This window comes from Streptomyces sediminimaris, from assembly GCF_047049295.1.
Lineage (GTDB): Bacteria > Actinomycetota > Actinomycetes > Streptomycetales > Streptomycetaceae > Streptomyces > Streptomyces sediminimaris.
Genome location: NZ_JBJWOT010000001.1, coordinates 7,975,179 through 7,999,328 on the forward strand (window position 1 = coordinate 7,975,179; position 24,150 = coordinate 7,999,328).

Below are 24,150 nucleotides of genomic sequence, written 5' to 3' on the forward strand. Positions count from 1 at the left end.
GGCCCCGGTGGAGCCGGGTGGCCGGGTGCCGGCCTGTTGGCCCTTGCTCCTCTCACCGGCCCCTTCCCCGGCTGCCTGCGCCTCGGAGGAGCCGGTCGTCACCTGGTCGGCCCCGGCGGGGCGGGGGGACGGGTGACGGCGGCCCGTCCGTCACTCACCCGAGCCCTCCTCGGCCTTCTGCGCCTCGGCGGGGTCGGCCGTCACCGCGGCCACCTCGCGGCGGGCCTCCTCCGTGAGCGGCATCTCGATGCGCTCGGCGTAGTACCAGCGGCTCAGGGACCGCCTGAGATAGCGGCCCACGGGCATGTACCAACGGCCGGGCTTGTGCAGGGGGAGGGGCGTGTCCCGGACGGCCAGCGCGATCTGCTCGTCCTTCGACAGGGGCTCACGGCCCACCTCGTAGGCGCCGTCGGCGGACAGGCGTACCTCCGCCGTGGACCGTCCCTGCACCAGACGCGTTCGGTCCTTGGCCTGCAGGCCGAGGCAGAGCCGCTTGGTCAGCCAGAAGGCGAGGGGCGGCAGGATGATCACACCGGCCCGCAACCCCCAGGTGAAGACCTCGAACGGCACGTGGAAGACCCGGAAGAGCACGTCCTGGCCACCGGCCATGAGCAGGACGCCGTAGAAGGTGATGGCGGCGACCCCGAGCCCGGTGCGGGTGGGCTGGTTGCGGGGCCGGTCGCACAGGTGGTACTCCTTGCCGCCGCCCGACACCCAGCGTTCGAAGAACGGGTACAGATACAGCACCCCGAACAGGGTCAGGGGCAGCAGTACCGCGGGGATGAAGACGTCCCAGACGACGGTGTGTCCCAGGAAGTCGCTCTCCCAGTGGGGCATCAGGCGCATCGAGCCCTCCAGGAAGCCCATGTACCAGTCCGGCTGGGCGTCGATGGAGGCCTGGTCGGCCCGGTAGGGGCCGAAGTCCCAGATCGGATTGATCTGCATCAGGGCCGACATCACCGAGAGGATGCCGAAGAGGGTGAAGAAGAAGCCGATCGACTTCGTCGTGTACTGCGGGTAGAGCGGTTTGCCGATCACGTTCTGGTTGGTGCGCTTCGGCCCCGCCCACTGGGTGTGTTTCAGATAGACGACCAGCCCGAGGTGGACGGCGATCAGCGCGATCATGATTCCCGGGATGAGCAGGATGTGCGCCGCGTACATCCGGGGGATGATCTCGTGGCCCGGGTACTGGCCGCCGAAGATGAAGAAGACCAGGTAGGTGCCCACGATCGGGATGGAGAGCACGATGCCCTCCGCGGTGCGCAGCCCGGTGCCGGACAGCAGGTCGTCCGGCAGGGAGTAGCCGCAGAAGCCCTCCAGGATGGCCAGCCAGAAGAGGGTCACGCCGATCACCCAGTTGAACTCGCGGGGCCGGCGGAAGGCTCCGGTGAAGAAGATCCGCAGCATGTGGACGCCGATCGCGGCGACGAAGACCAGCGCCGCCCAGTGGTGCATCTGCCGGATCAGCAGTCCGCCCCGCACGTCGAAGGTGATGTGCAGGGTCGAGGTGTAGGCCTCGGAGGCCATCTGGCCGAGCAGGGGCTCGTAGGAACCGTTGTACGGGCGCTCCTCCATGCTGGGGTGGAAGTAGAACGTCAGGAACGTTCCGGTGAGCACCAGCACGACGAAGCTGTAGAGCGCGATCTCGCCGAGCAGGAAGGACCAGTGGTCGGGGAAGGCCTTGCGCAGGAGCTTCTTCCCCGCCTCGGACAGGGACACCCGCCGGTCCACGGCGGTCACGAACCGCTCACCGCGCGTCGGTTGCGGCTCCGGATGCAGTAGCTTCCGCAGGAGTGGCAAGAAGAGTTCACCTCCGGGTGGCCTGCGAGCGGGCAGGACCCGCCGAGGAAAGACCGGGACCTGCGGGCCCCGGCCGCCACGGGGTCCCCCCGCCCGCCAGGCTTGAAACGGCTCCGCGTCGCGTGCCGGGCGGGTCGCCGTCCGTGCGTCACGGACCCGCCCCACCCGCCCCGACCCGCGCCCTTCGGCCGCGGGTCAGTGCCCGGTGCCGGTCTCCGGTGCGGCGCGGGAGGAGGCGCCTGAGCGCCCTGCCGGCCTGGAGTGCACGTAGAGCTGACGCCGGTCGCCGACGTCCAGCCGCCGCGGCAGGGGCAGTTCGTAGCGCACGGGGCGGCGGTGGTCGGCCAGCTGCCGGTCGGGGTTGTAGACCCGGTTGAACTTCCACAGCATGCGGGCGAAGTTGGTCTGGCCGTGCAGCAGGTTGCGTCCGAGCACCTGCGCGGCGCCCAGGGCGGTCCCCCAGCCCAGGTGCTTGCGGTTGATCACCGCCTGGGTGCGGACCAGCTCCCGGTAGAACTCGTCCAGGGGCAGGGTGGTCGGTACGACGGCGTGCTGGATGTCGAAGAGGCGGTAGTCGCGGGTGGTCAGGCGGCGGGACTCGGTGTGCCAGATCTCGGTGCCCGGGTACGGCGTCATCACCGTCAGGTGCACGATCTCCGGTACGGACAGGGCGAACTCCCGGATGACGCGGAAGCGTTCGGCGTCCCAGGCCGGATCGACGATCAGGTTGATGGCGACGTTGATGCCCAGCTTGCGGGCCGTCTCCAGGGCGCGGAAGTTCTCGTCGGGACTGACCCGCTTGCGGAACAGGTCCAGCCCCTCGGCGTCGATCGCCTCCATGCCGAGGAACATGTACCGCAGCCCGAGGCGGGTCCAGCGCTCGAAGACCTCGGTGTTGCGCAGCAGAACGTCGCTGCGGGTCTCGAGGTAGTACTGCTTGCGCACCCCGCGGCGTTCCACGGCGGCGGCGATGGCGTCCCCGTGCTCCGGGCGGATGAAGGCGACGTCGTCGACGATGAACACGTTGGGTTCGCGGATGCTCGCCAGTTCGGCGGCGGCGGCCTCGGGGGAGGCCTTGCGGTAGCTGCGGCCGTAGAAGGTCCAGGCGGAGCAGAAGGAGCAGTCCCAGGGGCAGCCGCGGGTGAACTCGATGGAGGCGCACGGGTCCAGCTCACCGATGAAGTAGCGGTTGCGGTGACTCATCAGGTCCCGCGCCGGACGGGGGCTGTCGATCGAGTGCAGCATGCTCGGCGCCGGTCCGCGGCCGGCCGTGGTGATGATGCCGGGCACACCGTCCACACCACCGTCCCGCACGGCCTCCAGGAGGGGTGCGACGGCGGGCTCGCCCTCGCCGCGGACCACCGCGTCCACGGCTCCCGCCGCCTGTTCCAGGACGTCCTCGGCGACGAAGGACACGCTGTGGCCGCCGAAGAAGACGAAGCAGCCGGGAAGCAGCCGTTTGACGGCCCGCGCCAGATCGATGGCCTCCGGGATGTTCGCGAGGTAGTTGAGGGAGAACCCCACGGCTTCGGGCCGGAAGGAGGAGGCGGCCTTGCGCAGATCGTCGTGGCCGCGCACCTGGAGGTCCACGACCCGCACCTCGTGTCCCGCGTCGCGGGCGGCGGCGGCGACCCGTTCCAGGCCGAGCGGCTCCAGTCTGAGGAAGATCTCCGAGTACATGAGGGCACTGGGATGGACGAGCAGCAGACGCATGGGTCACCTCGGACGCGGGGGGATCCCCTGAGTCACCTGGCTCCGGCACCGTGAAACCACGGTCCGCTCTCCGGACCGTCCACCGGCGGTAAAAAATGCGGCCGAGCGAGTGATCTTTGCATAGAGCAAAGCGAAGGGGAAACCCAGCCGGTGCCCAGGAAGCCAGTCCAGCGCAGAGGCCCAGATGACGCCCCTCACCACACTCCGACCCTCCGTCAGGACCGAACCGGACGGTGCGCTCACCTCCTCGCACATCGATGAGCTGGTGGGCCGGGTCAGCCGGCAGCCGCCCGGCCGGGAACGGCAGGCCGCACGTCAGGAAGCCATCCACGCCCTGATTCCCCTGGCTCGCCGGATCGCGGCCAAGTACCGCAACATCGGCGCGGAGGACTCCGACGACCTCTTCCAGGTGGCGTGCATGGGCCTGGTCAAGGCCGTCGACGGCTACGACCCCGCCCAGGGCCACGCCTTCCTCTCCTACGCGGTGCCGACGATCGCCGGAGAGGTGAGGCGCCATCTGAGGGACCGGGTGGGCCTGGTGAGACTGCCGCGCACCGTGCAGGAGGCCAGACAGCACGTCCGGCGGGCGCAGCAGGACTTCGAACAGACACACGGTGGGCGCGCTCCTGGGCCGGCCGAGATCGCCGCGGCCTGCGGACTGCCCGAGGACACGGTGACCGAGGCCATCCGCTCCCAGCGGGCGCTGCGGCCCCGGTCCCTCGACGCTCCCCTGGACGGGGCCGAGGGCGCCCTGCCCGCGTACGCCGAGGCGATGGGACACCGGGACCCGGGCATCGAGGCCGCCGCCGAACGGGTGGACATCCTCCGGGCCCTGCGCGAGTTCCCCGAACGGGAACGCCGCATCCTGATCCTGCGGTTCTTCCACGACCAGACCCAGCAGCAGATCGCGGCGGCCGTGGGCGTCTCACAGATGCACGTGTCCCGCCTGCTGGCCCGGTGCCTGGCCCGACTGCGGGAGGAACTCGCGCACCTGGCCCCGCCGGTGGCGGTGCAGCGGCCACCGGGTCCCGGGGCCACCACGGCGCCTGATCACCGCGGTGCTGCGGCCGGCGACTCCGCCCGGGCGCCCGCCGCCACCCTGGCCGCGGACGTCGTCACGGCCGGTGCCGGGACACCGCCGCGCGCCGAGGAACCCGGCCCGCGGCGCGGCCGTACGGAACCGGAGACGGCCCGGCGCGTGCTGGGCCGGGGGGACGGTCCCGCCGCACGGCCCCGGCCTGCCGGGCCGCGCCCGGCCGACCCGGGGCCGCGAGGCCCCCGCGCCCGCCGCACCGACGGCGGCCGGCCGGGGCCCGTCCCGCCCGTCCCGGCGTGGGCGCCGCGCCGGAACCGGGCGCGCCGCGGTACGTACGTCGAACTCCTCGGCACGGACGCGTTCCGTTCCGGTGGCGGTCCGCCGCACGCGGTGGGGCCGCCCGGCCCCCCACCCGTTCGACCGGTCGGGGAAGTGGGCCCGTGGGCCGTTTACGCGGCACGGCCAGGGGTCACCCGATGCCGGTGCCAGAGCTGCGCATCCGAGGGAGCAGGTCATGACGCTGGTGGCCGACTATGTACTGCAACGACTGCGGGAATGGGGGATCGAGCGGATCTACGGCTATCCCGGAGACGGGATCAACGGGCTGCTCGGCGCCTTCGACCGGGCGAAAGGGGAGCCGGAGCTCATCCAGACGCGGCACGAGGAGATGGCCGCGTTCATGGCCTGCGCGCACGCGAAGTTCACCGGCGAGGTGGGCTGCTGCACGGCGACCTCGGGCCCCGGCGCCGTTCACCTGCTCAACGGGCTCTACGACGCCAAGCTGGACCACCAGCCGGTGGTCGCGGTGGTCGGCCAGCAGAAGCGGCTGTCCCTGGGCGCCCATTACCAGCAGGAGATCCCCCTCGCCCAACTCTTCGCGGACGTCTCCGAGTTCTGCCAGATGATCGTGCACCCCGGGCAGGCACGGCACGTGATCGACCGGGCGTTCAAGACCGCACTGACCATGCGCTCCGTCGCGACCATCATCATCCCGGAGGACATCCAGGAGGCCGACGCCCAGCCGTCGCCGCCGAAGGCACACGGTTCGGTCTTCTCCAGCGTCGGCTGGAGCCGCCCCCGGCTGCTGCCCGACGCCGAGGAACTGCACAAGGCCGCTGCCGTCCTCAACGCCGGCACCAAGGTCGCCATGATCATCGGCCAGGGTGCCGCGCACGCGGAGAGCGAGGTCGTGGAGACGGCGGAGCTGCTCGGCGCGGGTGTCGCCAAGGCGCTGCTGGGCCGCGAGGTGCTGCCGGACGACCTGCCGTTCGTGACCGGACCCATCGGTCTGCTGGGCAGCAAGGCCAGCGACAACATGATCCAGAACTGCGACACCCTGCTCATGGTCGGCACGAGCTTCCCGTACTCGGAGTGGCTGCCGGACGAGGGCCAGGCCAAGGGCGTCGAGATCGACATCGACGGGCGGATGATCGGCATCCGCTACCCCATGGACGCCCACCTCGTCGGCGACTCGAAGGAGACCCTCAAGGCGCTCGTGCCGCTGCTCGAACGCAAGCAGGACCGCGGCTGGCGCGAGCAGATCGAGAAGGACGTCCGGGAATGGGACGCCATCTGCCAGAAGCGGGCCGGACAGCACTTCGGCGGCACGATCAACCCGCAGGCCGTCGCCTCGGAGCTGTCGCCCCGGCTGCCGGACGGCTGCATCCTGACCGCCGACTCCGGCGCGGGCACGAACTGGTGGGCACGGCATCTGAAGATCCGCAAGGGGATGCAGGCGTCGCTCTCGGGCACGCTGGCGACCATGGGCCCGGGAACGCCGTACGCGATCGCGGCCCGCTTCGCGCACCCGGACCGGCCGGTGATCGCGTTCGTCGGTGACGGCGCGTTCCAGATGAACGGCATGGCGGAGATGATCACCGTCAAACGCTACCTGGACCGGCTGGCCGGGTCCGCGCCGTTCATCTTCTGCGTGTTCAACAACCAGGACCTCAACCAGGTCACCTGGGAGCAGCGCGCGATGGCCGGGGACCCGAAGTTCCCGGGCTCGCAGTACATCCCGGACGTGCCGTACGCGAAGTACGCGGAGATGCTCGGCCTGAAGGGCATCTACTGCGACAAGCCGAAGAAGGTCGGCAAGGCCTGGGACGAGGCGCTGGCGTCCGACAGGCCGGTGGTGCTGGAGTTCAAGGTCGACAACGAGATCGCCCCGATCCCGCCGCACATCATGCTCGAGCAGGGCAAGAAGGCCGCCAAGGCGGCCGTGCACGACCCGGAGCGGGTGGGCATCGCCGCCAAGGGCGCACGGCAGAAGCTGACCGAGGTCGCCGAGCACCTGCCGGGACGGCATTCGTGAGCGGGCTGAGCACCGACGCGGGAACGGCGCCGCCCGAGTGCCGGATCGACGCGGTCGACGTCCACGCCTTCGAGCTGCCCACCGACGGTCCGGACGGCAAGGAGTCGGACGGGACGCTGGAGTGGGACTCCACGACCATGGTCCTGGTGCGGGTGCACGCCGGGGGACGCACGGGGCTCGGCTACACCTACGGGGACGTCTCGGCCGCCTCCTTCGTGACGTCCAAGCTTGTACCGCTCCTCGAGGGGCAGGCCGTCACCTCGCCCCCGGCGCTCTGGCAGCTGATGGGCCGGCAGATCCGCAACGCCGGCCGTCCCGGCGTCGGCGCGATGGCCCGTTCCGCCGTCGACGTCGCGCTGTGGGACCTGAAGGCCAGGCTGCTGGAGTTGCCGCTGGTCCGACTCCTGCCCGCCTACCACGACCGGGTGCCGGTCTACGGCAGCGGCGGCTTCACCAACTACCCCCTCGACCGTCTCGCCGACCAGCTGGCGGGCTGGGTGGAGCAGGGCATCCCGCGCGTGAAGCTGAAGACCTCCCGCGAACCGGAGCAGGACCCGCAGCGGCTGACGGCGGTGCGGAAGGCGATCGGTGAGGCGCCAGAGCTGTTCACGGACGCCAACGGCGCGCTCGGGCGCAAGGAGGCCCTGTACTGGGCGCGCCGCTTCCACGAGGAGTGGGACGTGCGGTGGCTGGAGGAGCCCGTCAGCTCGGCCGATCTGGAGGGGCTGCGGATGCTGCGCGAGCGGGGCCCGGAGCGGCTGGAGATCGCCGCGGGGGAGTACGCCTTCACGGCGCGGGACTTCGTCAACCTGGTCGAGCCCCCGGGTGTGGACTGCCTGCAGGCGGACGTGACCCGCTGCGGCGGCATCACCGGCGTACTGGAGGTGGCCGGACTGTCGGCGACCCGGGACCTCGACCTGTCGGCGCACTGCGCTCCGGCGCTGTCCGCCCACGCCTTCTGCGCCGTGCGGCGGCTGCGGCATCTGGAGTACTTCCACGATCACGTGCGCTTCGAGCGCCTGGTGTTCGACGGGACCCTGTCGCCCGAGGGCGGCGCCCTGCGCCCCGACACGGACCGCCCCGGGCTCGGCCTTGACGTCCGGTGGGCGGACGCCGAACCCCACCGTGTGTACGGAACACGGACCACCTGATCAGGCTCGCGAAGGAGAGTTGAAAGGCATGGCGAAGCCGAAGCGCGAGATCCCGGCCAAGACGCACCCGGAGATTCCGGGCCCGCCCCGGGCCCGCCAGACTCTGGACGTCGGCAAGCTGGAGCGGTCGCTGCGCAAGGCCGTCGACGGCGAGGTCCGTTTCGACACCGCCTCACTGGGCCTGTACGCACAGGACGCCTCGAACTTCCGGCAGGTGCCCGTCGGAGTCGTCGTCCCGCGCACCCTGGACGACGTCGTCGCGGTCCACAAGATCTGTCACCGCTACGGGGCGCCCATCCTCAACCGCGGCGGCGGGACCAGCCTGTCCGGCGAGACGGTCAACGAGGCCGTCGTCATCGACCACTCCAAGTACCTCACCGGCGTCGGGAACATCGACGCGCACCGGCGCCTGGTGACCTGCGAACCGGGTGTCATCAACGAGGAGCTGAACCGGCGGACCGGCGCCTACAACCTGGTGTTCGGCCCCGACCCCTCCTCCCACTCCCGGTGTGTGATCGGCGGCAACATCGGCAACAACTCCTGCGGCATCCACTCGGTGCAGTCGCAGCTGTACGGGCCCGGCCCGCGCACCAGCGACAACGTGCAGGCCCTGGAGGTCGTCACCTACGACGGCGAGCGCTTCTGGGTGGGTGTGGACGAGGAGGAGCACCTCGACTCGATCATCGCCGCGGGCGGCCGCAAGGGCGAGATCTACGCGGCACTGCGGGACCTGCGCGACAAGTACGCGGACGCCATCAGGTCCGGGTTCCGCTCGGCCGAGGAGGTGCCGCGCCGGGTGTCCGGCTACAACCTGGACGAACTCCTGCCCGAGCGCGGCTTCAACGTCGCCCGTGCCCTGGTCGGCACCGAGAGCACCTGTGCCACCGCCCTGCAGGCCGTGCTCATGCTGACTCCCGCCATGCTGCAACGCACCACCGTGGTGGTGGAGTACGACGATCTCGGCGCCGCCGCCGAACACTGCATGGAGATCATCGAGCGGTTCAAGCCGATCGGCCTGGAAGGACTCGACCACGAGCTGATCCGCGACCAGCAGCTGCAGAACATGAACGTGGAGGATCTGCAGGAGCTGCCGCGCCTGGGCGGCGCGGCCTGGCTGATGGTGCAGTTCGGCTCGGACAGCAAGGAGGAGTCGGTCCAGCAGGCCGAGCGGTTCACCCGCTGGCTGACCGAGGACAAGGGCTACGCACGCGACCGCATCCGCGTCGCCAAGAGCAAGCAGGAGGGCGGCACCAGCGGGGACCTGTGGGCGATCCGGGAGAGCGGCCTCGGTTCGACCTCCTTCCCGCCCGACGGCAAGGACCACTGGCCGGGCTGGGAGGACTCCGCGGTACCGCCGGACCGGATCGGCGAGTACGTGCGCAAGCTCCGCAAGGTCATGGACAGGCACGGCATCACCGGTGCCATGTACGGCCACTTCGGCCAGGGCTGCATCCACTGCCGGCTCAGCTTCGACCTGCGTACCGCCGAGGGCCTGGCCACCTACCGGGCGTTCATGGAGGAGGCGGCCGACCTGTGCGTCGCCATGGGCGGCTCGGTCTCCGGGGAGCACGGTGACGGGCAGCAGCGCGCGGAGCTGCTGGAGAAGCAGTTCGGCCCGGAACTGCTGCAGGCCATGCGGGAGTTCAAGGCGATCTGGGACCCGCAGTGCAAGATGAACCCGGGCAAGGTCGTCGACGCCTACCGCATGGACGAGAACCTCAAGCTGGGCACCGACTACAACCCGCCGCGCCAGCCGGTGAAGTTCGCCTACCAGGAGGACGGCGGCGACTTCGCGCACGCCACCCTGCGCTGCGTCGGCGTCGGCAAGTGCCGGGTGCCGCAGGCGGAGACGACCATGTGCCCCAGCTACCAGGTGACGCGCGAGGAGAAGCACACCACGCGCGGCCGGGCCCGGCTGCTGTACGAGATGCTCAAGGGCGACGTGATCACCGACGGCTGGCAGTCCGAGGAGGTCTACGACGCGCTCGACCTGTGCCTGGCCTGCAAGGGCTGCACCAACGACTGCCCGGTCAACGTCGACATGCCCACCTACAAGGCGGAGTTCCTCTACCACCACTTCAAGTCACCGAACCGCCGGCGCCCCCGGTACGCCTACGCCTTCGGCTTCATCGACCAGGCCGCCAGGATCGCCTCCCGCATCCCCGGACTCGCCAACCTCGCCACCCAGACACCGGGACTGGCGTACCTCGCGAAACTGGTCGCGGGCATCGACCGGCGCCGCCCGCTGCCCCGCTTCGCGCCGATCACCCTCCAGGACTGGTTCGCCCGCCGCGGCGGCACCGCCAACCCCCACGGCCGTCCGGTCGTGCTGTTCCCGGACACCTTCAACAACCACTTCCACACCGACGTCGGCGTGGCGTGTGTCGAGGCGATCGAGGCCGCCGGCTGGCAGGTGATCATGCCCGAGCGGCACGTCTGCTGCGGACGGCCCCTGTACGACTACGGGTTCCTCGACGTCGCCGAACGCTATCTCCACCACGTCCTGGACGTCCTGCGCCCCCATGTGCGGGCCGGCACCCCGATCGTCGGCATGGAACCGAGCTGTCTGGCCGTCTTCAAGGACGAACTGCCCAAGCTGCTGCCGCACGACGACGACGCCGCACGGCTGACCAAGAACGCCTACCACTTCCCGGAGTTCTTCCAGACCTTCGGCATCGAGCCGCCGCGGCTGGACGGCCAGGCCCTGCTGTGGGGCCACTGCCACCACCGTGCCACCGGCGGCATGGACCCGGAGCAGGAACTGCTGGAGCGGATGGGCCTGGAGGTGCGGAACCTGTCGGGCGGCTGCTGCGGCCTCGCCGGCTCCTGGGGTTTCGAGTCCGGCAAGTACGGGATCTCCATGGACTGCGGCGAACAGGCGCTGCTGCCCGCGGTCCGCGACGCCGACAAGGACACCCTGGTCGTCGCCGACGGGTTCTCCTGCAAGACGCAGATCAAGGACGCGGGCACCGGACGGCACGCCCTGCACGTCGCGGAAGTGATGAAACTGGCGCGCGAGAAGGGCAAGGACGCGGCGGCCGCCCTGCCGGAACGGGGCGCCACGTCGCTGCCCAGGCCACCCCTGCGCACCCGGGTGCTCAGGATGTCCGCCGCCACCGCGGCCGGGGTGGCCGCCACCGCGCTCGGCGTCCGGATCGTGCGCCGATAAGAAGCCGATCAGGAGCAATACATCATGGGTGACGCACAGAAGGACCTGGACCAGGCCGCACGGCTGCCCGAGGGCGACGTCGTGGCCGTCCTGCTGGAACAGCACGCCCGCATCAGGGAGCTGTTCGGCAAGGTGAAGCAGGCCGGCGGTGAGGAGAAGCAGAAGACCTTCGACGAGCTGCGGGCGCTGCTCGCCGTGCACGAGACGGCCGAGGAGATGATCCTGCGGCCGGTCGCGGCCGACACGGCGGGCAAGGCCGAGACCGACGCCCGTAACAAGGAGGAGGCCGAGGCCAACAAGGTGCTCTCCGAACTGGAGAAGATGGACGTCGACAGCGCCGAGTTCGCCCGCCTGCTGGGTGAGTTCGAGTCGTCCGTACTGGAACACGCCGAGCACGAGGAGCACGAGGAGTTCCCGGCGGTGCGCGCCGGATGCTCCGAGGACCAGCTGCGGAAGATGGGCGGCCGCCTGCGGTCGGCGGAGCGTATGGCACCGACCCATCCGCACCCCACGGCGGCGGGCTCCACGTCGGCACAGTGGCTGACCGGCCCGTTCGCGTCCATGGTCGACCGGACGAAGGACGCACTGAGCAGGAGCTGACCAGCCGGCGGCGCGGTGGCGGAACGCCCCCGGGGCTCACGCCCCCGGGGCTCACGCCCGCGCGGCCGCACCCGCATCTGCCCCCGGCGCCACCGCGGCAGGCCGGTGCGGGCGACGCCGCGGCGGATCGGGCACCTGGCGTTCCGCACCGGCGGCGAGGACGCGGCGACGGTCCCGCGCCTCGGCCGGGACCGCGGTGAGTATCCGGCGCAGCCTCCGGCAGGACCGGGCCAGGGCACGGGACACCTGGACCTGTGACAGACCGACGCTCTCGGCGATCTGCTGCTGCGTACGCTCCTGGTAGAAGCGCAGATGGAGGATGCGGCGCTCCAGTGGCGTGAGCCACCGGACGGCCGATGCCAGGGCCACCACGTCGACCACGTGGTCGATGCCGCGGTCCGCGGCGCCGGTGTGGCCGGGGACGGGGAGCGACTCGCGCACGCCGGACGATGCGTCGAGGGAGAGAAGGCGGCACTCCGCCGCGGCACGCAGGGTGGCTGTGATCAGTGCGGGCGCCATGCCCGTGTGTGCCACGATCCGTTCCACGGCGGGGGGCGCGCCGCCGTACCGCTGCTCCAGCTCCTCGACGGCCTGCAGGACCGGCCCCCGCGCCTCCTGCAGGGACCGGGGCAGCCTGATCGGGGGCGCGTGGTCCCGCAGGTGGCGTCTCAGCTCGCCGACGATGGTCGGTACGGCGTAGGAGAGGAAGGCGTGCCCGCGCGACGGGACGAATCCGTCGACCGCCTTGGTGAGTCCGACCGAGGCCACCTGAACCAGGTCGTCCAGGTCCTCCCCGTATCCCCGGAAGCGGCGCGCCAGGCGCCGCGCCAGCGGCAGCAGCGCCCGGATGGCCGTGTCGCGCAGGGCCTGGCGACGCGGCCCCGGCGGGCAGTCGGCGAGCGCCCGCATCATCGCGTCGATCCACTCCGGAGGCCGATCGGCCCTCCGCGCCCGCTCCGGGCGCGGCCCACGGACGTCTGGTTGCCTCTGCATGGGCTCTGCCGAGTCCTTCGGAAGGGGCGACGGATCCGGACCCGCATCCGCTCCGGCGGCACGGTGCGGAGGGTGCGGTGACAGGGCCCGTCGGGGATCTGCGTCCAGGCGGTGGCCACCGGGAGGGGTCACGTGCACGCGCCCTGGAACGGCCTTCGGCTGACCCGTGTTCTCGAGTCTCGTTGTTGTTCACCGATCGTGCGCGCGGCGAAACCTCGCTCACCCGGCCGGCCGAAGCGTGCCCGGCCCGCCCCGGCCGGCGGCAACCGGGGCGTCATTGCGTCTCGGCGGCCGGCTGCGACGCCCGTCCGGAACCGGAACAGCCTTCGGGCGACGGCGGGAGGACGTGCCCTTCGACGTCGGTGCTGTGGCCCTGGCCGCGGTCGCACTCGTGGATGCAGCTCCGCGGCATCCTCTCACCGGGGCGGTACGTGTCGCTCATGCCTCCAGGTAACCCGCAAGCTCCTCGCGGCGCGACCGGGGGCACGGGCCGGTCCTAACGCAGGGTCAGGGACCAGCCCGTGCCGAGCGCCGCCAGGCCCACGGCGAACCAGAGCGTGTAGTCGCCCACCGTGCCGTCGTGCAGACCCTTCAGCACGCCCACCGGGGCGAGCAGGATCCGGCGGAACCTCCCGGCGAAGCGCTGCCACCACAGCGACGTGGCCGCCAGCGTCACCGCTCCGGCGCAGGACGCGGCGGCCCAGAGCCAGGCCGAGGGGCCGGGTCCGGCGTGCGCCGGCGCGGTGGGAGCCGGTGGGCGGTGTCCGTGCAGCACGAGTGCGGCGGTGTGGCGCGGATCGGTGAACGAGCGGGCCACCTGGGTGAACCAGTCGGCGGCGCCGGGTACCAGCGCCAGGCAGGATCCGACGACCACCAGCGCCGCGGGCGGCGCCAGCATCACGACGCGGTGCCCGGCGCTGTCCCAGTCCTTGTGGGGCTGCCAGGCGGGCTCGCCCTCGTCGGGTTCGGTCGGCTGGCGGGTCAGGGCCGGGTCCTTCTTCGGGCCCCAGCCCAGGAAGATCCGCGCCGCCGACCGCAGGAAGACGGCACCGGTCACCGCGGACCCGCACACGAGCACCGCCGTCAGCCAGTTCCGTCCGCCCGAGCCCGTCAGCAGCGCCGTACCCAGGAACGGACCGAAGGGAGGCACGAGGGCCACCCCCAGGCCGCAACAGGCCATGAGGGAACCGGGCAGCAGACCACGGCGCATGCGCCCGCGACCGTGCAGCAGCAACTCGTCGCCGGCGCCGAGCCATTGGATGACGCCCGCGATCAGCAGGAACAGGGCCGCCTTCAGCGCACCGTCCGCCGTGACCAGGATCGTCGTACCCGCCAGGGCCCTCGGCGAGAGCAGCGCGATGCCGGCGAGCATCGGGCCGCCGACCGCCACCGTGGCGAACGCCAGTTGTCTGTTGAGGTCGGCCTGCAGCAGGGCCATCGAGGCACCGATCACGACGGACGCCACGGCGAGGGCCAGGAGAGCGGTGCGAACCGCCTGCCGGTGCTCCGCGAGCGCTTGCGAGAACCCGTCCCAGTAGATCCGGGCGAACGCGTGGAAGGCGAGGTCGCTCATGACGCCGGCGAACAGTGCGCCCACCGGCGCGGGGACGACGGTGTAGGCGTCCGCGAGCCAGAAGTGGAAGGGCACGGTCCCGGCCTTCACCAGCAGGCCGACCGTGATCAGTGTGAAGGCGACGACGACCGGCCCGCCGGCCGGCCGGTCGCGCAGCGCCTCGCCGATCTGCGCGAGGTTCAGCGCCCCCGTCCGGCCGTAGACCAGGGCGATCCCGAGCAGCATCGTGAGCGTGCCGATCGTGTTCAGCAGCGCGAAGTTGACGGCGCCCTGCACCACGCCCGGTTTCTCGATGCGGTAGCCGCACAGGGCGTAGGCGGACACGCTCATCAGTTCCAGCCAGACGAACAGGTTGAACAGGTCGGCCGAGAGCGAGAAGCCGACCATGCCGGCGAGCAGGGTGAGCACGAGCGCGTGGTAGAGGTGCCCGACCTCTTCGAAGTACCGCCATGAGAAGACCAGGCTGGCCACGGTGATCACTCCGGCGAGGGCGGCCATCGTGGCGCTGGACGGTTCGACGACGAACGCGATGCCGATGGCGACGCCCCGCACGGGGTGCCAGCCGCCGAACCAGTAGACGAGTGGGGCGTCCCGCGTGGTGAGGGCCAGGACGACCGCCATCGTGGTGACGGCGACGGACGCGAGGAGGGCCACCACGTCGGGCCCGCGGCGGGGGATCCAGCGGGCGGTCGCGGCCAGGAGCGCGGCCGTGCACAGCGGCACGGCGACGGTGAGGGGCGCCAGCACGTCCGGTTCAGCCATGGACGCTCGTCTGTCTGTCGGGGTCGAGGGTGCCGGTGTCCCGGTGGCTCTGCTGGGCGAGGGCCAGGATCAGCGCGAGCACGACCACGCTCACCACCACGTCGGTGAGCGTCAGTGCCTGCACGATCGGGTCGGCCATCGGCTTGCCCGGCTGGGCGCCCTGGCCGATGGGCGGCTGGCCGTCGCGCACGGAGCCCATGGCGACCAGCGCCACATAGGTCGCGGACTGCATCACGCTCAGGCTCACCGCCGCGTGGATGTAGTTGCGGCTGCTGACGACGCCGTACAGACCCGCCATGAACAGGACGCCGGACACGACGTAGGGGTAGACGGTCACCCGGCCTCCCGGCTGGAGTCGGGGAGGGCAACGGTGGCGATGTACTCCTCCAGGAACTCGCGGAAGATCAGCACGCCCGCCGCGGCGACCTCGAGCCCCGTGGACCAGTTGAGCAGGGCGATGGTGCCTCCGGACACCAGGCTGCCCGCGGTCCCCGTGGGCAGGAAGCCGGCCAGGAAGGCCTGCCCCGCCAGCAGAGCCGCCAGGCCCACGGCGACGTATGCGGCGGCGCCCGAGCCCTCGAGCGCGTCGAGCACAGTGGTCGGGCTCATCCGGCGGTGGGCGCGGTAACTCGCGGCGATCCAGATGAGCAGGGCGGCGTAGGCGCAGATCATGCCGCCCTGGAAACCGCCGCCGGGGGTGACGTAGCCGTAGGCCACCGTCCACAGTCCCAGCAGCAGGACGACCGGGACCATCAGCCCGCCCGCCCGCCGCACGGGTGCGCTGTTCATCCGGTCCTCGGGGCGCTCGGCGGGCTGGTCCCGGGTGCTGCGCAGAAGCAGCGCGGTGCCCATCACGCTGGTGAAGAGGATGAACTCCTCGCCGAGGGTGTCGAAGCCCCGGTAGTCGAAGACGACCGCCGAGGGGATGTTGGTGACGTGGCGCTGCCCCATGGCGTGTTTCAGGACGTAGGCGGCGTAGGGCCGCGGAGGCGAGCCGAACGGGGGCAGTCCGGTCAGTCCCCAGAGCAGGAACCCCGCCACGAGGACCGCGACGGCGGCGAACAGGGTCAGACGCAGCCGCCGGTTCATTCGCGCTCCCCTCCGCGCCCGGCCCGGCGGCGTGTGCGCTGGATGGTCGCCAGGAGCAGCACCGAGTAGGCGACGGTGGAGACGACCGCGACGGAGATCGCGACGTCGGGGGCCTGCAGGACGGTGAACAGGATCACCAGGGCGAGTCCGTACATGCCGTTCACCACGGTCTGGCGCAGTGGATCACGGCAGGCCACCACGGACACGCCCAGGATCGCGACGAGGGTCAGTACGACGGTCTGCAGAAGGGTCATTCGGTCGCCTCCGGTGTCCGGCCGCCCGGCCCGTCCGCGTCCGCGGGGGCGTCGGGTGCGGGCGGGCCCGCGTCGCCCAGGACCCGGCGGCGGGCCGCCCGTCCGGTCGCATGGGTGAGCACCGGGTTGAGCAGGACGAGGAGGGCGATCGCGGCGAGTGCCTGCACCGTTCCCGAGGGCGAGGAGAACCGGGTGATCGCCACGGACACGCCGATCAGGAGGGGCCCGACGGTAGTGCCCGCCGCGGCGAAGTGCAGCCGGTCGAAGACGTCGCGCATCCACCACACCCCGACGCAGCACACCAGCTGGGCGACGACCCCGGCGGTCAGGATCACCTCCGCGACGAGGTGCGCGGCGCTCATGGGTTGCGGTCCAGGAAGCGCGCGAAGAGGAGTCCGCCGACCCAGCTCAGCACCGCTGTGACGAGCGCGACTCCGGTGGCGGCGGAGCTCTGTGTGCCGACGGCCACGCACACCAGCGCCAGGGTGATCACGGCGCCCGCGAGTTCCAGTGCCACGAGCCCGTCGGCCGGCCGCTCCCGCAGGGCGACCGCCAGCAGCGGCAGCAGTCCCAGGAGGAGGGCGCTCGCGGCGATGAGATACCCCTGCTTCACAGCGGCTCCTCCGACGCCCGGGCGGGACGCAGGTCGTGCAGCAGGACGAGTTCGGTCCGCGGGTCGATGTCGACGGCGTAGGCGTTCGGGGAGTAGGTCGCGACGACGGACAGGAGGGCCGCCGTTCCGGCCCTGTCACCGGCCAGGTCCACCCGCTTGCGCACGAACCGGCCGACCGGTCCGCGCCTCCCGTGGGCGATGCCGACGGCCAGCACACGCGTGACCAGACCGAAGTCGGCCACGGTCCGCCAGGCCGTCCGCGGAAGAGCGGCCGCTGCCCGCCGTCGCGTACGCGGCACGCCCGGACCGGGATCGGCCAGGGCGTGCGAGACGGCCGCGCCGGCACCGGCCGCGGCTGCACCCCACAGGGCCGTGGCCCAGCCGGCCTGCCCGCTGAAGGCGAACCACAGCGCATACAGCAGGCACCACATGCCCAGGCCCTCGGCGGTCCGTCGCACGACGGACCGCCGAGGGGGTGCCGGGCGCTTCACCGTGCTTCCGAGGACGCCGTCATGCGCCACCGGGTACCCGGTGGCGCGCGTTTGTACGCCGCCGGTCACACGCATGGTCGCCCGCGGACGGCAGCGGCCGGCCCGCCCACCGGGCGGGCCGGCCGGTCGGCCGCCGGGGTCAGGTACGGCTGCGGGCGGCCATGGCGGTGGTCGCCAGCCCCAGAAGCACCGCGACGGCGCCCGTGATGCTGTTGCTGACGATCGTCCCCGTCGTGGCCGCGGCGTGCTGCACGGCCCAGGGGCTCACGATCGTCCACGCGCCGATGCCGGCCGCCACCCAGCCCATGCCGAACGTCCGCTCGTAGACCGAGCCGAACCCGAGGGCGAGGACTGCCAGAGCGGCGCCGGTGACCAGGTTGCTGATCGCCAGGGGGTTGCCGTTGAAGCCGACCACCCACGGCGAGATCGCCAGGTAGAGGCCGGTCAGCAGGGTCAGTCCCTCGGCCGCCTGCAGCTGCGGTCGTGCGGAGACCTCCGCGTAGTGGGCCCGCATCGCCATGAGGTCCGGGTGTTCTTCGATGCGAGTGTGCGTGGCCACGAGGGCCACCTCCCTTCGCATAGGGTTGAGGCGTTTCCTCCCCCTTCGCGTATCCGTGTGGGTGCGACCGATTCATTGGCACAGTGCAAATTTCCAGATTTTTTTCCGGCGGGGCCCGGAGGCGGTCTTGACCGCGTGTGGTCAGAACTGGCAGCGGGGCGCGGTAGAAAGGATGTATGGCGGAGATTGAAGCCCCGGTCGAGGGCCTGGACGACGTGGACGCGGTCACGCGAGCGGTGCTGACCGCTTCCCGGTTGCTGGTGGCGGTCTCCGCCCGCTCGCTCGCGGAGGCCGAGGACCGGGTGACCCTGCCGCAGTTCAGGATGCTGGTGGTGCTGGCGAGCCGCGGCGCCACGAAGCTGGTCGACCTGGCGGAACTCCTGGGTGTCGCGCCGTCGACCGCGATGCGCATGGTGGACCGGCTGATCGCGACCGGGCTCGCCGACCGCCGGCCCAACCCCGCGAACCGGCGGGAGACGATGCTGCAGCTCACGGAGGAGGGGCGGCGAACGGTCGAGCACGCGACGGCCCGGCGGCGCAGCGAGATCGCCGTCATCGTCCGGCGCATGCGGCCGACGCAGCGACTGGCGCTCGTCGAGGCCCTCGACGCCTTCAGCGAGGCGGGCGGGGAGCCGCCTGCCTCGGCCGGTGGCGGGGAGCCGCACCCGCTGGGCTGGGCGCTGGACCTGACGAAGGGACGTGAAGCCTGAGCACGCCTGTGGCGGCAGGTGTGCGATGCGACATGTGTACGCCACCCCTTCCCGAGGTTTACCTTTGCACCATGCAAGGACGTTCTCCGTTCTCGTCGCGCGGAGACACAGGTGCCGTTGGCGTGAAAGCAGGGTCTCGTCCAGGGGAGGGGCTGCTCGATGGCTGCTGCCGTCGACTCTGCCGTGGGATCGGGCGCGCAGGGAGTGGGCGGATCGGATGGACGGGGACAGCGCACGAGACGGTCGGCTGACCGGCGTACCGAGCAAGGTCTCTGCCGCCTACGAGGGAGGCACCCTCGACATCGGGCGGGCGCGCGCGCTGGCACGCGCGTATCTGGAGCGGGTCCGGTCCGTCCACGGCCTGCCGGTGTCCGACCGGGCGATGGGCATGGTGCAGTTGGTGGTGAGCGAGCTCATGACCAACGCCTGCAAATACGCGCCCGGGCCGTGTCTGCTGGAACTGGAACTGGTGGACGACCGCCTGGGGATCACCGTCTGGGACAGTGAGCTGGCGCTGCCGACGGCCCGGGCCGCCGAGCCGGGCCGGGTCGGTCAGCACGGCCTGGAGATCGTCATGGCGGTGAGCCAGAGCTTCCAGATGCACCGGGAGCCGGTCGGCAAGCGGATGGTGGCCGCGGTGGCTCTCGTGGACGGCACCGGCAACGGCACCGGCGCCGTGGCCACCGGCCGGCCGTGACGGGCGCCCCTGGCTCCGCCGCGGCGGCTCCCCCTGCTTCTGTGGCCGGTGGGCCCGGCCGTCCGGCGACGGAACGCGGCGGCAGCGGCGGCGGCGACAGATGAGCGACGGCCGTCCGGGCCGGCCCGGGCCGGTGCCCGCGCAGACCGACGCACGGGCGCCGTTGCTTGCTGTCGGTCTTCGGCGCTGTCCTCGTGCGGCTGTCTCCGGACCGCCGTTGCCTTGCCGCTGCTCCGAGCCGCTGTCTCCGCGCCGCCGTCCCCGTTGCGCGAGTACCGGCGCGCCCGGACCCCGGCCGGAGCGGTTCGGCGTGCCGGGGGCCGTCCGCGAGTGCTGCTCCGCGGCGAGGGGCCCCGGAGAAGTCCGCGTCGGTCCCGCCAGACTACGACGCACTACGGCCGCAAGCGGACAAGTACGAGCGACGCCGAGCCAGTAACTGGCAGATGAGGACGAAGGTGGCCGGCATGCGCTGAGATGGGTCAATTGACCTCGAAGTGCCAGTCAGCTAGGGACGTTCATGGGCGATACGATCAGGTCAGGGCCGGCTGCCCGGCGAGGAACCGCCGACCGTGCGCAGCCCAGACACGGCGCCGGCAACCGCACCCGTGGGTCCGCGACGGCCGAGGACCGCTTCCGAGGTCTTCTGGAAGCGGCCCCGGACGCCATGGTCATCGTGGACGACACGGGGACGATCAAACTCGTCAACGCCCAGACCGAGGCCCTCTTCGGTTACCGGCGCGGCGAACTCCTCGGCCGTCCCGTCGAAATGCTCATCCCCCGCCGGTTCCACGACCAGCATGCCGCCCACCGCGCCGGTTACGCCGTCAACCGGCAGGTGCGGCCCATGGGGGCCGGTCTCCAGCTGCACGGGCTGCGCAAGGACGGCAGTGAGTTCCCCGTCGAGATCAGCCTCAGCCCCCTGGAGACGGCGGAGGGTCTGCTGGTCTCCGCCGCGGTGCGGGACGTCAGCGAGCGCAAGGCCGCTGACGAGAGGTTCCGCGCGCTGCTGGAGGCGGCCCCGGACGCCATGGTCATCGTGGACGACACGGGGACGATCAAGCTCGTCAACGCCCAGACGGAGGCGCTTTTCGGTTACCGGCGCGGCGAACTCCTCGGCCGTCCCGTCGAGTTGCTCGTACCCGCGCGGTTCCAGGCGCACCACACCCGGCACCGGGACGGCTACGCCGTCAACCGGCAGGTGCGGCCCATGGGGGCCGGTCTCGAACTGCACGGGCTGCGCAAGGACGGCAGTGAGTTCCCGGTCGAGATCAGCCTCAGTCCGCTGGAGACGACGGAGGGGCTGCTGGTCTCCGCCGCGGTGCGGGACGTCAGCGAGCGCAAGGCCGCCGAGGCCCGTATCAACCAGCTCGCCGCGCTGGTCGAGTCCTCCCAGGACGCGATTCTCGCCAAGACCCTCGACGGCCGCATCACCTACTGGAACGCCGCCGCGCAGCGGCTGTACGGCTACGCGGCCGAGGAAGCCATCGGGCAGCACGTGTCCATGCTGGCGCCGCCGGAGCGCAAGGACGAGATCACCAACCTGCTGGAGCAGTTGCGGCACGGCGAGCGGATCGAGCACTTCGAGACCCTCCGCCTCACCAGCACCGGCCAGCTGATCGACGTCGACGTCACGCTCTGGCCCACCCGAGGCCCCGACCACACCGTCATCGGCGCCTGCGCGATCATCCGCGACGTCAGCGACCGCAAACGCGCCGAGGCCGAGCTCACCGCCCTGTACAAGCAGCAGAAGCACATCGCCCTCACCCTGCAGCGCAGCCTCATGGGCACGCCGCCCGCCATCCCCGGCCTGACCGCCGCCAGCCGCTACCGGCCCGCCACTCAGGGCGCCGGCGTGGGCGGCGACTGGTTCGACCTCATCCCGCTCGGCGCCGGGCGCGTCGGCATACTGATCGGCGACGTCATGGGCCGCGGTCTGGAAGCCGCCTCCGTCATGGGCCAGTTGCGCTCGGCCGGACACGCGCTGGCCAAGACCGGTATGCAGCCCCGCCAGCTCGTGCAGGCGCTGGACACCGCCGTCGCCGACCTCGGCGTCCCCGACCAGCTCGTCACCTGCTGCTACCTCGTCATCGCCCCGGACGCCGGATCCGTGACCCTCTGCTCCGCCGGTCACCTGCCCACCCTCGTCGCCGGCCCCGGCGGTGGCGTACGCAGACTGCCCACGCCCGTGAACCCGCCCCTTGGCGTGGGAGACATCCTCTACCAGCAGTCCAGTGCGGCCATCCCGCCCGGCGCCACCCTGGTGCTCTACACCGACGGCCTCGTCGAAACCCCGGGCAGCGACATCGAGAGCCAGATCGACAAGCTCACCGCGGCCCTCGGAGCCGCCTTCGCCCGCGGCACCACCCTCGAGGCAGCCGCCGACGACCTGCTCGCCGGCCTGCTTCCCGACGCCGAGAGCCACAACGACGACGTCACTCTGCTGCTGGCCCGGCTCCCTGACGCCCCGCTGCACACCGCCCGCGCGGAACTGCCGACCACGGCCTCCGCCGTGTCCCGGGGCCGCGTCTTCGTGGCCGATGCCCTGGTCGGCTGGGGCTGCTCCCACCGGATCGACGACGCGCAGCTCCTGGTCTCCGAAGTCCTCACCAACGCCGTCCAGCACGCGGAAGGTCCCATCGTCCTCCACCTGAGACACACCCCCATCGAACTCGCCATCGAGGTGAGCGACCTCAGCCCGCACCTGCCCCAGCCACGGCTGGCGGATCAGGACGAGGAGTCGGGGCGCGGCCTCATCCTCGTCGACGCCCTGGCGGACGGCTGGGGTGTCCGCCCCGACGAGCGGGGGAAGACCACCTGGCTCACCCTGCGCCTGTAGGGGGTGTGCGGCTCCCGCTGTCTCCGCCCGTTCCGGCTTGTTCCCATGGGTCTCGCTCGTTGAACCGGGCACCGCGGCCGCGACGACCGGAGCGGCCTTCACCGGGGCGGCATCACCCGCAGTTGCAGCATGGCCGCGAACCGCGCCTCGGGGTCGTCCAGATCGATGCCGCCGACCTCCGCCAGGCGGTTGAGCCGGTAGCGGAAGGTGTTGGGGTGGACGTGCACGGCGGCCGCCGCCGCGCTGATGTCGCCGAACGCGTCGAGCCAGGCCCCCAGGGTCTCGATGAGGTTCGCCCCGCGCCGCTCGTCGTAGGCGGCCAGACGGGCGATGGGACCCGTGGGTTCGTCACCTCGCACCGCCACGATGTCCCGCAGTTCGCACAGGAGCGCCTCCACGTGCACGTCGGCGAGCCGCGCCACCCGCCGCTCGCCGCTCTGCGCGCGCAGCACCCGCAGGGCGCGGTCGGCGCCGGAGCGTGCCTGCGCGAGGCCGCCGGCGTCCCCGCCGATCGGGCCGATGCCGATCACCGCGGCGGTCCGGGTCCCCACCCGGTCGAGGAAATCGGTGGCGGTGCGCACCGCTCGTTCCTCCCCGGCGTCGCGGTCCTGCACGGCGGGGACGAGGCCGTAGGCGGTGTCGCCGAGCAGGGCGGCGGCCGAGTGCGGGTGCACCGCCCCGAGGTGCATGGCGAAGGCGTCCGCCAGGTGCTCGCGCTCGGTCGTCAGGCCGGCGTCCGCCCCGCTCGGCACGCCGCCGCGGACGCTGTCGCGCAGTCCGAGGGCCAGCACCACCACGGGATGGTCGGCAAGGCCGAGCCGGCTCAGCGCCTCACGCGCGCCGGCCCTCCCTTCGAGCGCCGTGCTGACCAGGTCGGCGCGCAGCCTGCGCTCGACGTCCGCCCCGGCCCTGAGCCGCAGCAGGTGGAGCGCGACGACCTTGGCCGAGTCCCGCAGCGCCTGGGACCGCTCCGGGCTGAGCGGCTCGCGCACGGCCGCCCAGATCGAGCCGATCGCCTCGTCGCCCGCGCGGACCGCGATGGCGACCCGCGGCACGGTGGGACCGTCCGAGCCGTTCTGCAGCGGCGGGACGTCGACCGGCCCGTCGCTGCGGTAGAGGTCACGGAAGACGCCGCGGCTTCGCAGCATGCGGGAGAAGCGCTCGGGGACCTGGCGGCCCAGGATCGTCTCCGTGCGGGAGGCGTCGGCCTTGTGCTGCTGGCCGGAGAAGGCCAGCACCCGGGAGTGGCGGTCCTCGATCGTCACGGGCGCGTCGATGAGCGCGGCGATCGCGTTGGCGAGGGCGAACAGGTCCCCGGAGAGGGTGCCGCCCAGGGTGTCGGGGCCGCCCACGTCGCCCTCGGCGACGACCGCGCGCAGCATGGCGGCGACCTGCACCCAGGACGCCCCGGGGGTCAGTCCGAGGACGCCGACGCCCGACTCCTCGGCCGCCGTCTTCACCCTGGCGTCCGGCGTGACCGGGGCACGCACCACCAGGGCGACGGCGCGTCGGCGTCCCAGCTCACCCAGTAGCCGGGCGATCTCCTCCGGCTCGCGCAGGCCGACGCCGAGCACCAGGGCGTGGGCCGGCGGCACGGAGTCCTCCACCGGGTCGTGGATGACGATGCCGCCGATGGCCGCGCTGTCGCGCGCACCGCCGTGGACGGCGTCGAGCAGGGTGCCGCCCAGGTTGTGCAGGACCCTGACGAGGCTGCCGTGAGGGTGTGCGTTCATGGGGCCGGTGCCTTCCGGAGTCGCACCGACGACAGCACCACATTCGGTGTCCGTCCA

The 24,150-nt window shown here is 71.9% G+C and carries 19 protein-coding genes and 1 pseudogene; 8 read left to right on the plus strand and 12 right to left on the minus strand.

The genetic code is table 11. The features are described 5' to 3' along the window. Nucleotides 1–150 precede the first annotated feature (150 nt). A complete protein-coding gene (gene qcrB / locus ACJ9NR_RS36555; protein WP_412492592.1) occupies nucleotides 151–1,740 on the minus strand; it encodes a cytochrome bc1 complex cytochrome b subunit in 1,590 nt (529 codons plus the stop codon). Between the two features lie 255 nt (nucleotides 1,741–1,995). Continuing rightward, a complete protein-coding gene (hpnR, locus tag ACJ9NR_RS36560; protein ID WP_412492593.1) occupies nucleotides 1,996–3,513 on the minus strand; it encodes a hopanoid C-3 methylase HpnR in 1,518 nt (505 codons plus the stop codon). A 184-nt stretch (nucleotides 3,514–3,697) separates the two neighbouring features. On the opposite strand from hpnR, the pseudogene ACJ9NR_RS36565 reads away from it, so the two are divergent. The 5 genes and pseudogenes from ACJ9NR_RS36565 to ACJ9NR_RS36585 form a co-directional block, all read left to right on the plus strand. Beyond that, nucleotides 3,698–4,486: pseudogene (locus ACJ9NR_RS36565) on the plus strand (sigma-70 family RNA polymerase sigma factor); the annotation flags it as partial. Nucleotides 4,487–5,063: 577 nt separating this feature from the next. Then, nucleotides 5,064–6,863, plus strand: coding sequence for a thiamine pyrophosphate-requiring protein (locus ACJ9NR_RS36570; RefSeq protein ID WP_412492594.1), 1,800 nt, complete (start codon nucleotides 5,064–5,066; stop codon nucleotides 6,861–6,863). Beyond that, on the plus strand, nucleotides 6,860–8,014 hold the full coding sequence (locus tag ACJ9NR_RS36575; protein ID WP_412492595.1) for an enolase C-terminal domain-like protein: 1,155 nt from the start codon (nucleotides 6,860–6,862) through the stop codon (nucleotides 8,012–8,014). Before ACJ9NR_RS36570 ends, ACJ9NR_RS36575 begins: the two co-directional genes overlap by 4 nt. Nucleotides 8,015–8,042: 28 nt before the next feature. Then, nucleotides 8,043–11,183, plus strand: coding sequence for an FAD-binding and (Fe-S)-binding domain-containing protein (locus ACJ9NR_RS36580; protein ID WP_412492597.1), 3,141 nt, complete (start codon nucleotides 8,043–8,045; stop codon nucleotides 11,181–11,183). Nucleotides 11,184–11,207: 24 nt separating this feature from the next. Further along, nucleotides 11,208–11,783, plus strand: a complete 576-nt coding sequence (locus tag ACJ9NR_RS36585) for a hemerythrin domain-containing protein (protein WP_412492598.1) — start codon at nucleotides 11,208–11,210, stop codon at nucleotides 11,781–11,783. A gap of 51 nt (nucleotides 11,784–11,834) precedes the next feature. Here the strand turns inward: ACJ9NR_RS36585 and ACJ9NR_RS36590 are convergent, their stop codons facing one another. From ACJ9NR_RS36590 to ACJ9NR_RS36630, 9 genes are all read right to left on the minus strand, one after another. Beyond that, nucleotides 11,835–12,776, minus strand: coding sequence for a sigma-70 family RNA polymerase sigma factor (locus ACJ9NR_RS36590; RefSeq protein ID WP_412492599.1), 942 nt, complete (start codon nucleotides 12,774–12,776; stop codon nucleotides 11,835–11,837). 496 nt (nucleotides 12,777–13,272) lie between these two features. After that, complete coding sequence (locus ACJ9NR_RS36595; RefSeq protein WP_412492600.1) at nucleotides 13,273–15,111, minus strand: complex I subunit 5 family protein; 1,839 nt, start codon at nucleotides 15,109–15,111, stop codon at nucleotides 13,273–13,275. Continuing rightward, nucleotides 15,104–15,448 (minus strand): sodium:proton antiporter, encoded by a 345-nt coding sequence (locus ACJ9NR_RS36600; protein WP_412492601.1) that lies wholly within the window; start codon nucleotides 15,446–15,448, stop codon nucleotides 15,104–15,106. Before ACJ9NR_RS36600 ends, ACJ9NR_RS36595 begins: the two co-directional genes overlap by 8 nt. Next, complete coding sequence (locus tag ACJ9NR_RS36605; RefSeq protein WP_412492602.1) at nucleotides 15,445–16,200, minus strand: MnhB domain-containing protein; 756 nt, start codon at nucleotides 16,198–16,200, stop codon at nucleotides 15,445–15,447. Before ACJ9NR_RS36605 ends, ACJ9NR_RS36600 begins: the two co-directional genes overlap by 4 nt. Beyond that, entirely contained in the window at nucleotides 16,197–16,454 is a 258-nt protein-coding gene (locus ACJ9NR_RS36610; protein ID WP_412492603.1) for a hydrogenase subunit MbhD domain-containing protein, read from the minus strand. Before ACJ9NR_RS36610 ends, ACJ9NR_RS36605 begins: the two co-directional genes overlap by 4 nt. Continuing rightward, complete coding sequence (locus ACJ9NR_RS36615) at nucleotides 16,451–16,816, minus strand: monovalent cation/H(+) antiporter subunit G (protein ID WP_412492604.1); 366 nt, start codon at nucleotides 16,814–16,816, stop codon at nucleotides 16,451–16,453. Before ACJ9NR_RS36615 ends, ACJ9NR_RS36610 begins: the two co-directional genes overlap by 4 nt. After that, on the minus strand, nucleotides 16,813–17,067 hold the full coding sequence (locus ACJ9NR_RS36620; protein WP_412492605.1) for an MrpF/PhaF family protein: 255 nt from the start codon (nucleotides 17,065–17,067) through the stop codon (nucleotides 16,813–16,815). The genes ACJ9NR_RS36615 and ACJ9NR_RS36620 overlap by 4 nt, the downstream gene beginning before the upstream one ends. Further along, on the minus strand, nucleotides 17,064–17,525 hold the full coding sequence (locus ACJ9NR_RS36625) for a hypothetical protein (RefSeq protein ID WP_412492606.1): 462 nt from the start codon (nucleotides 17,523–17,525) through the stop codon (nucleotides 17,064–17,066). Before ACJ9NR_RS36625 ends, ACJ9NR_RS36620 begins: the two co-directional genes overlap by 4 nt. Nucleotides 17,526–17,697: 172 nt before the next feature. Next, nucleotides 17,698–18,117, minus strand: a complete 420-nt coding sequence (locus tag ACJ9NR_RS36630) for an SPW repeat protein (RefSeq protein ID WP_412492607.1) — start codon at nucleotides 18,115–18,117, stop codon at nucleotides 17,698–17,700. 176 nt (nucleotides 18,118–18,293) lie between these two features. On the opposite strand from ACJ9NR_RS36630, the gene ACJ9NR_RS36635 reads away from it, so the two are divergent. From ACJ9NR_RS36635 to ACJ9NR_RS36645, 3 genes are all read left to right on the plus strand, one after another. After that, the gene (locus ACJ9NR_RS36635) at nucleotides 18,294–18,827 is read left to right on the plus strand and encodes a MarR family winged helix-turn-helix transcriptional regulator (RefSeq protein ID WP_412492608.1); all 534 of its coding nucleotides are present in this window, start codon (nucleotides 18,294–18,296) and stop codon (nucleotides 18,825–18,827) included. A gap of 217 nt (nucleotides 18,828–19,044) precedes the next feature. Then, the gene (locus tag ACJ9NR_RS36640; RefSeq protein ID WP_412492609.1) at nucleotides 19,045–19,524 is read left to right on the plus strand and encodes an ATP-binding protein; all 480 of its coding nucleotides are present in this window, start codon (nucleotides 19,045–19,047) and stop codon (nucleotides 19,522–19,524) included. A 517-nt stretch (nucleotides 19,525–20,041) separates the two neighbouring features. Further along, complete coding sequence (locus tag ACJ9NR_RS36645) at nucleotides 20,042–22,360, plus strand: SpoIIE family protein phosphatase (RefSeq protein WP_412492610.1); 2,319 nt, start codon at nucleotides 20,042–20,044, stop codon at nucleotides 22,358–22,360. Nucleotides 22,361–22,458: 98 nt separating this feature from the next. Here the strand turns inward: ACJ9NR_RS36645 and ACJ9NR_RS36650 are convergent, their stop codons facing one another. Continuing rightward, the gene (locus tag ACJ9NR_RS36650; RefSeq protein ID WP_412492611.1) at nucleotides 22,459–24,093 is read right to left on the minus strand and encodes a PucR family transcriptional regulator; all 1,635 of its coding nucleotides are present in this window, start codon (nucleotides 24,091–24,093) and stop codon (nucleotides 22,459–22,461) included. Nucleotides 24,094–24,150 lie beyond the last annotated feature (57 nt).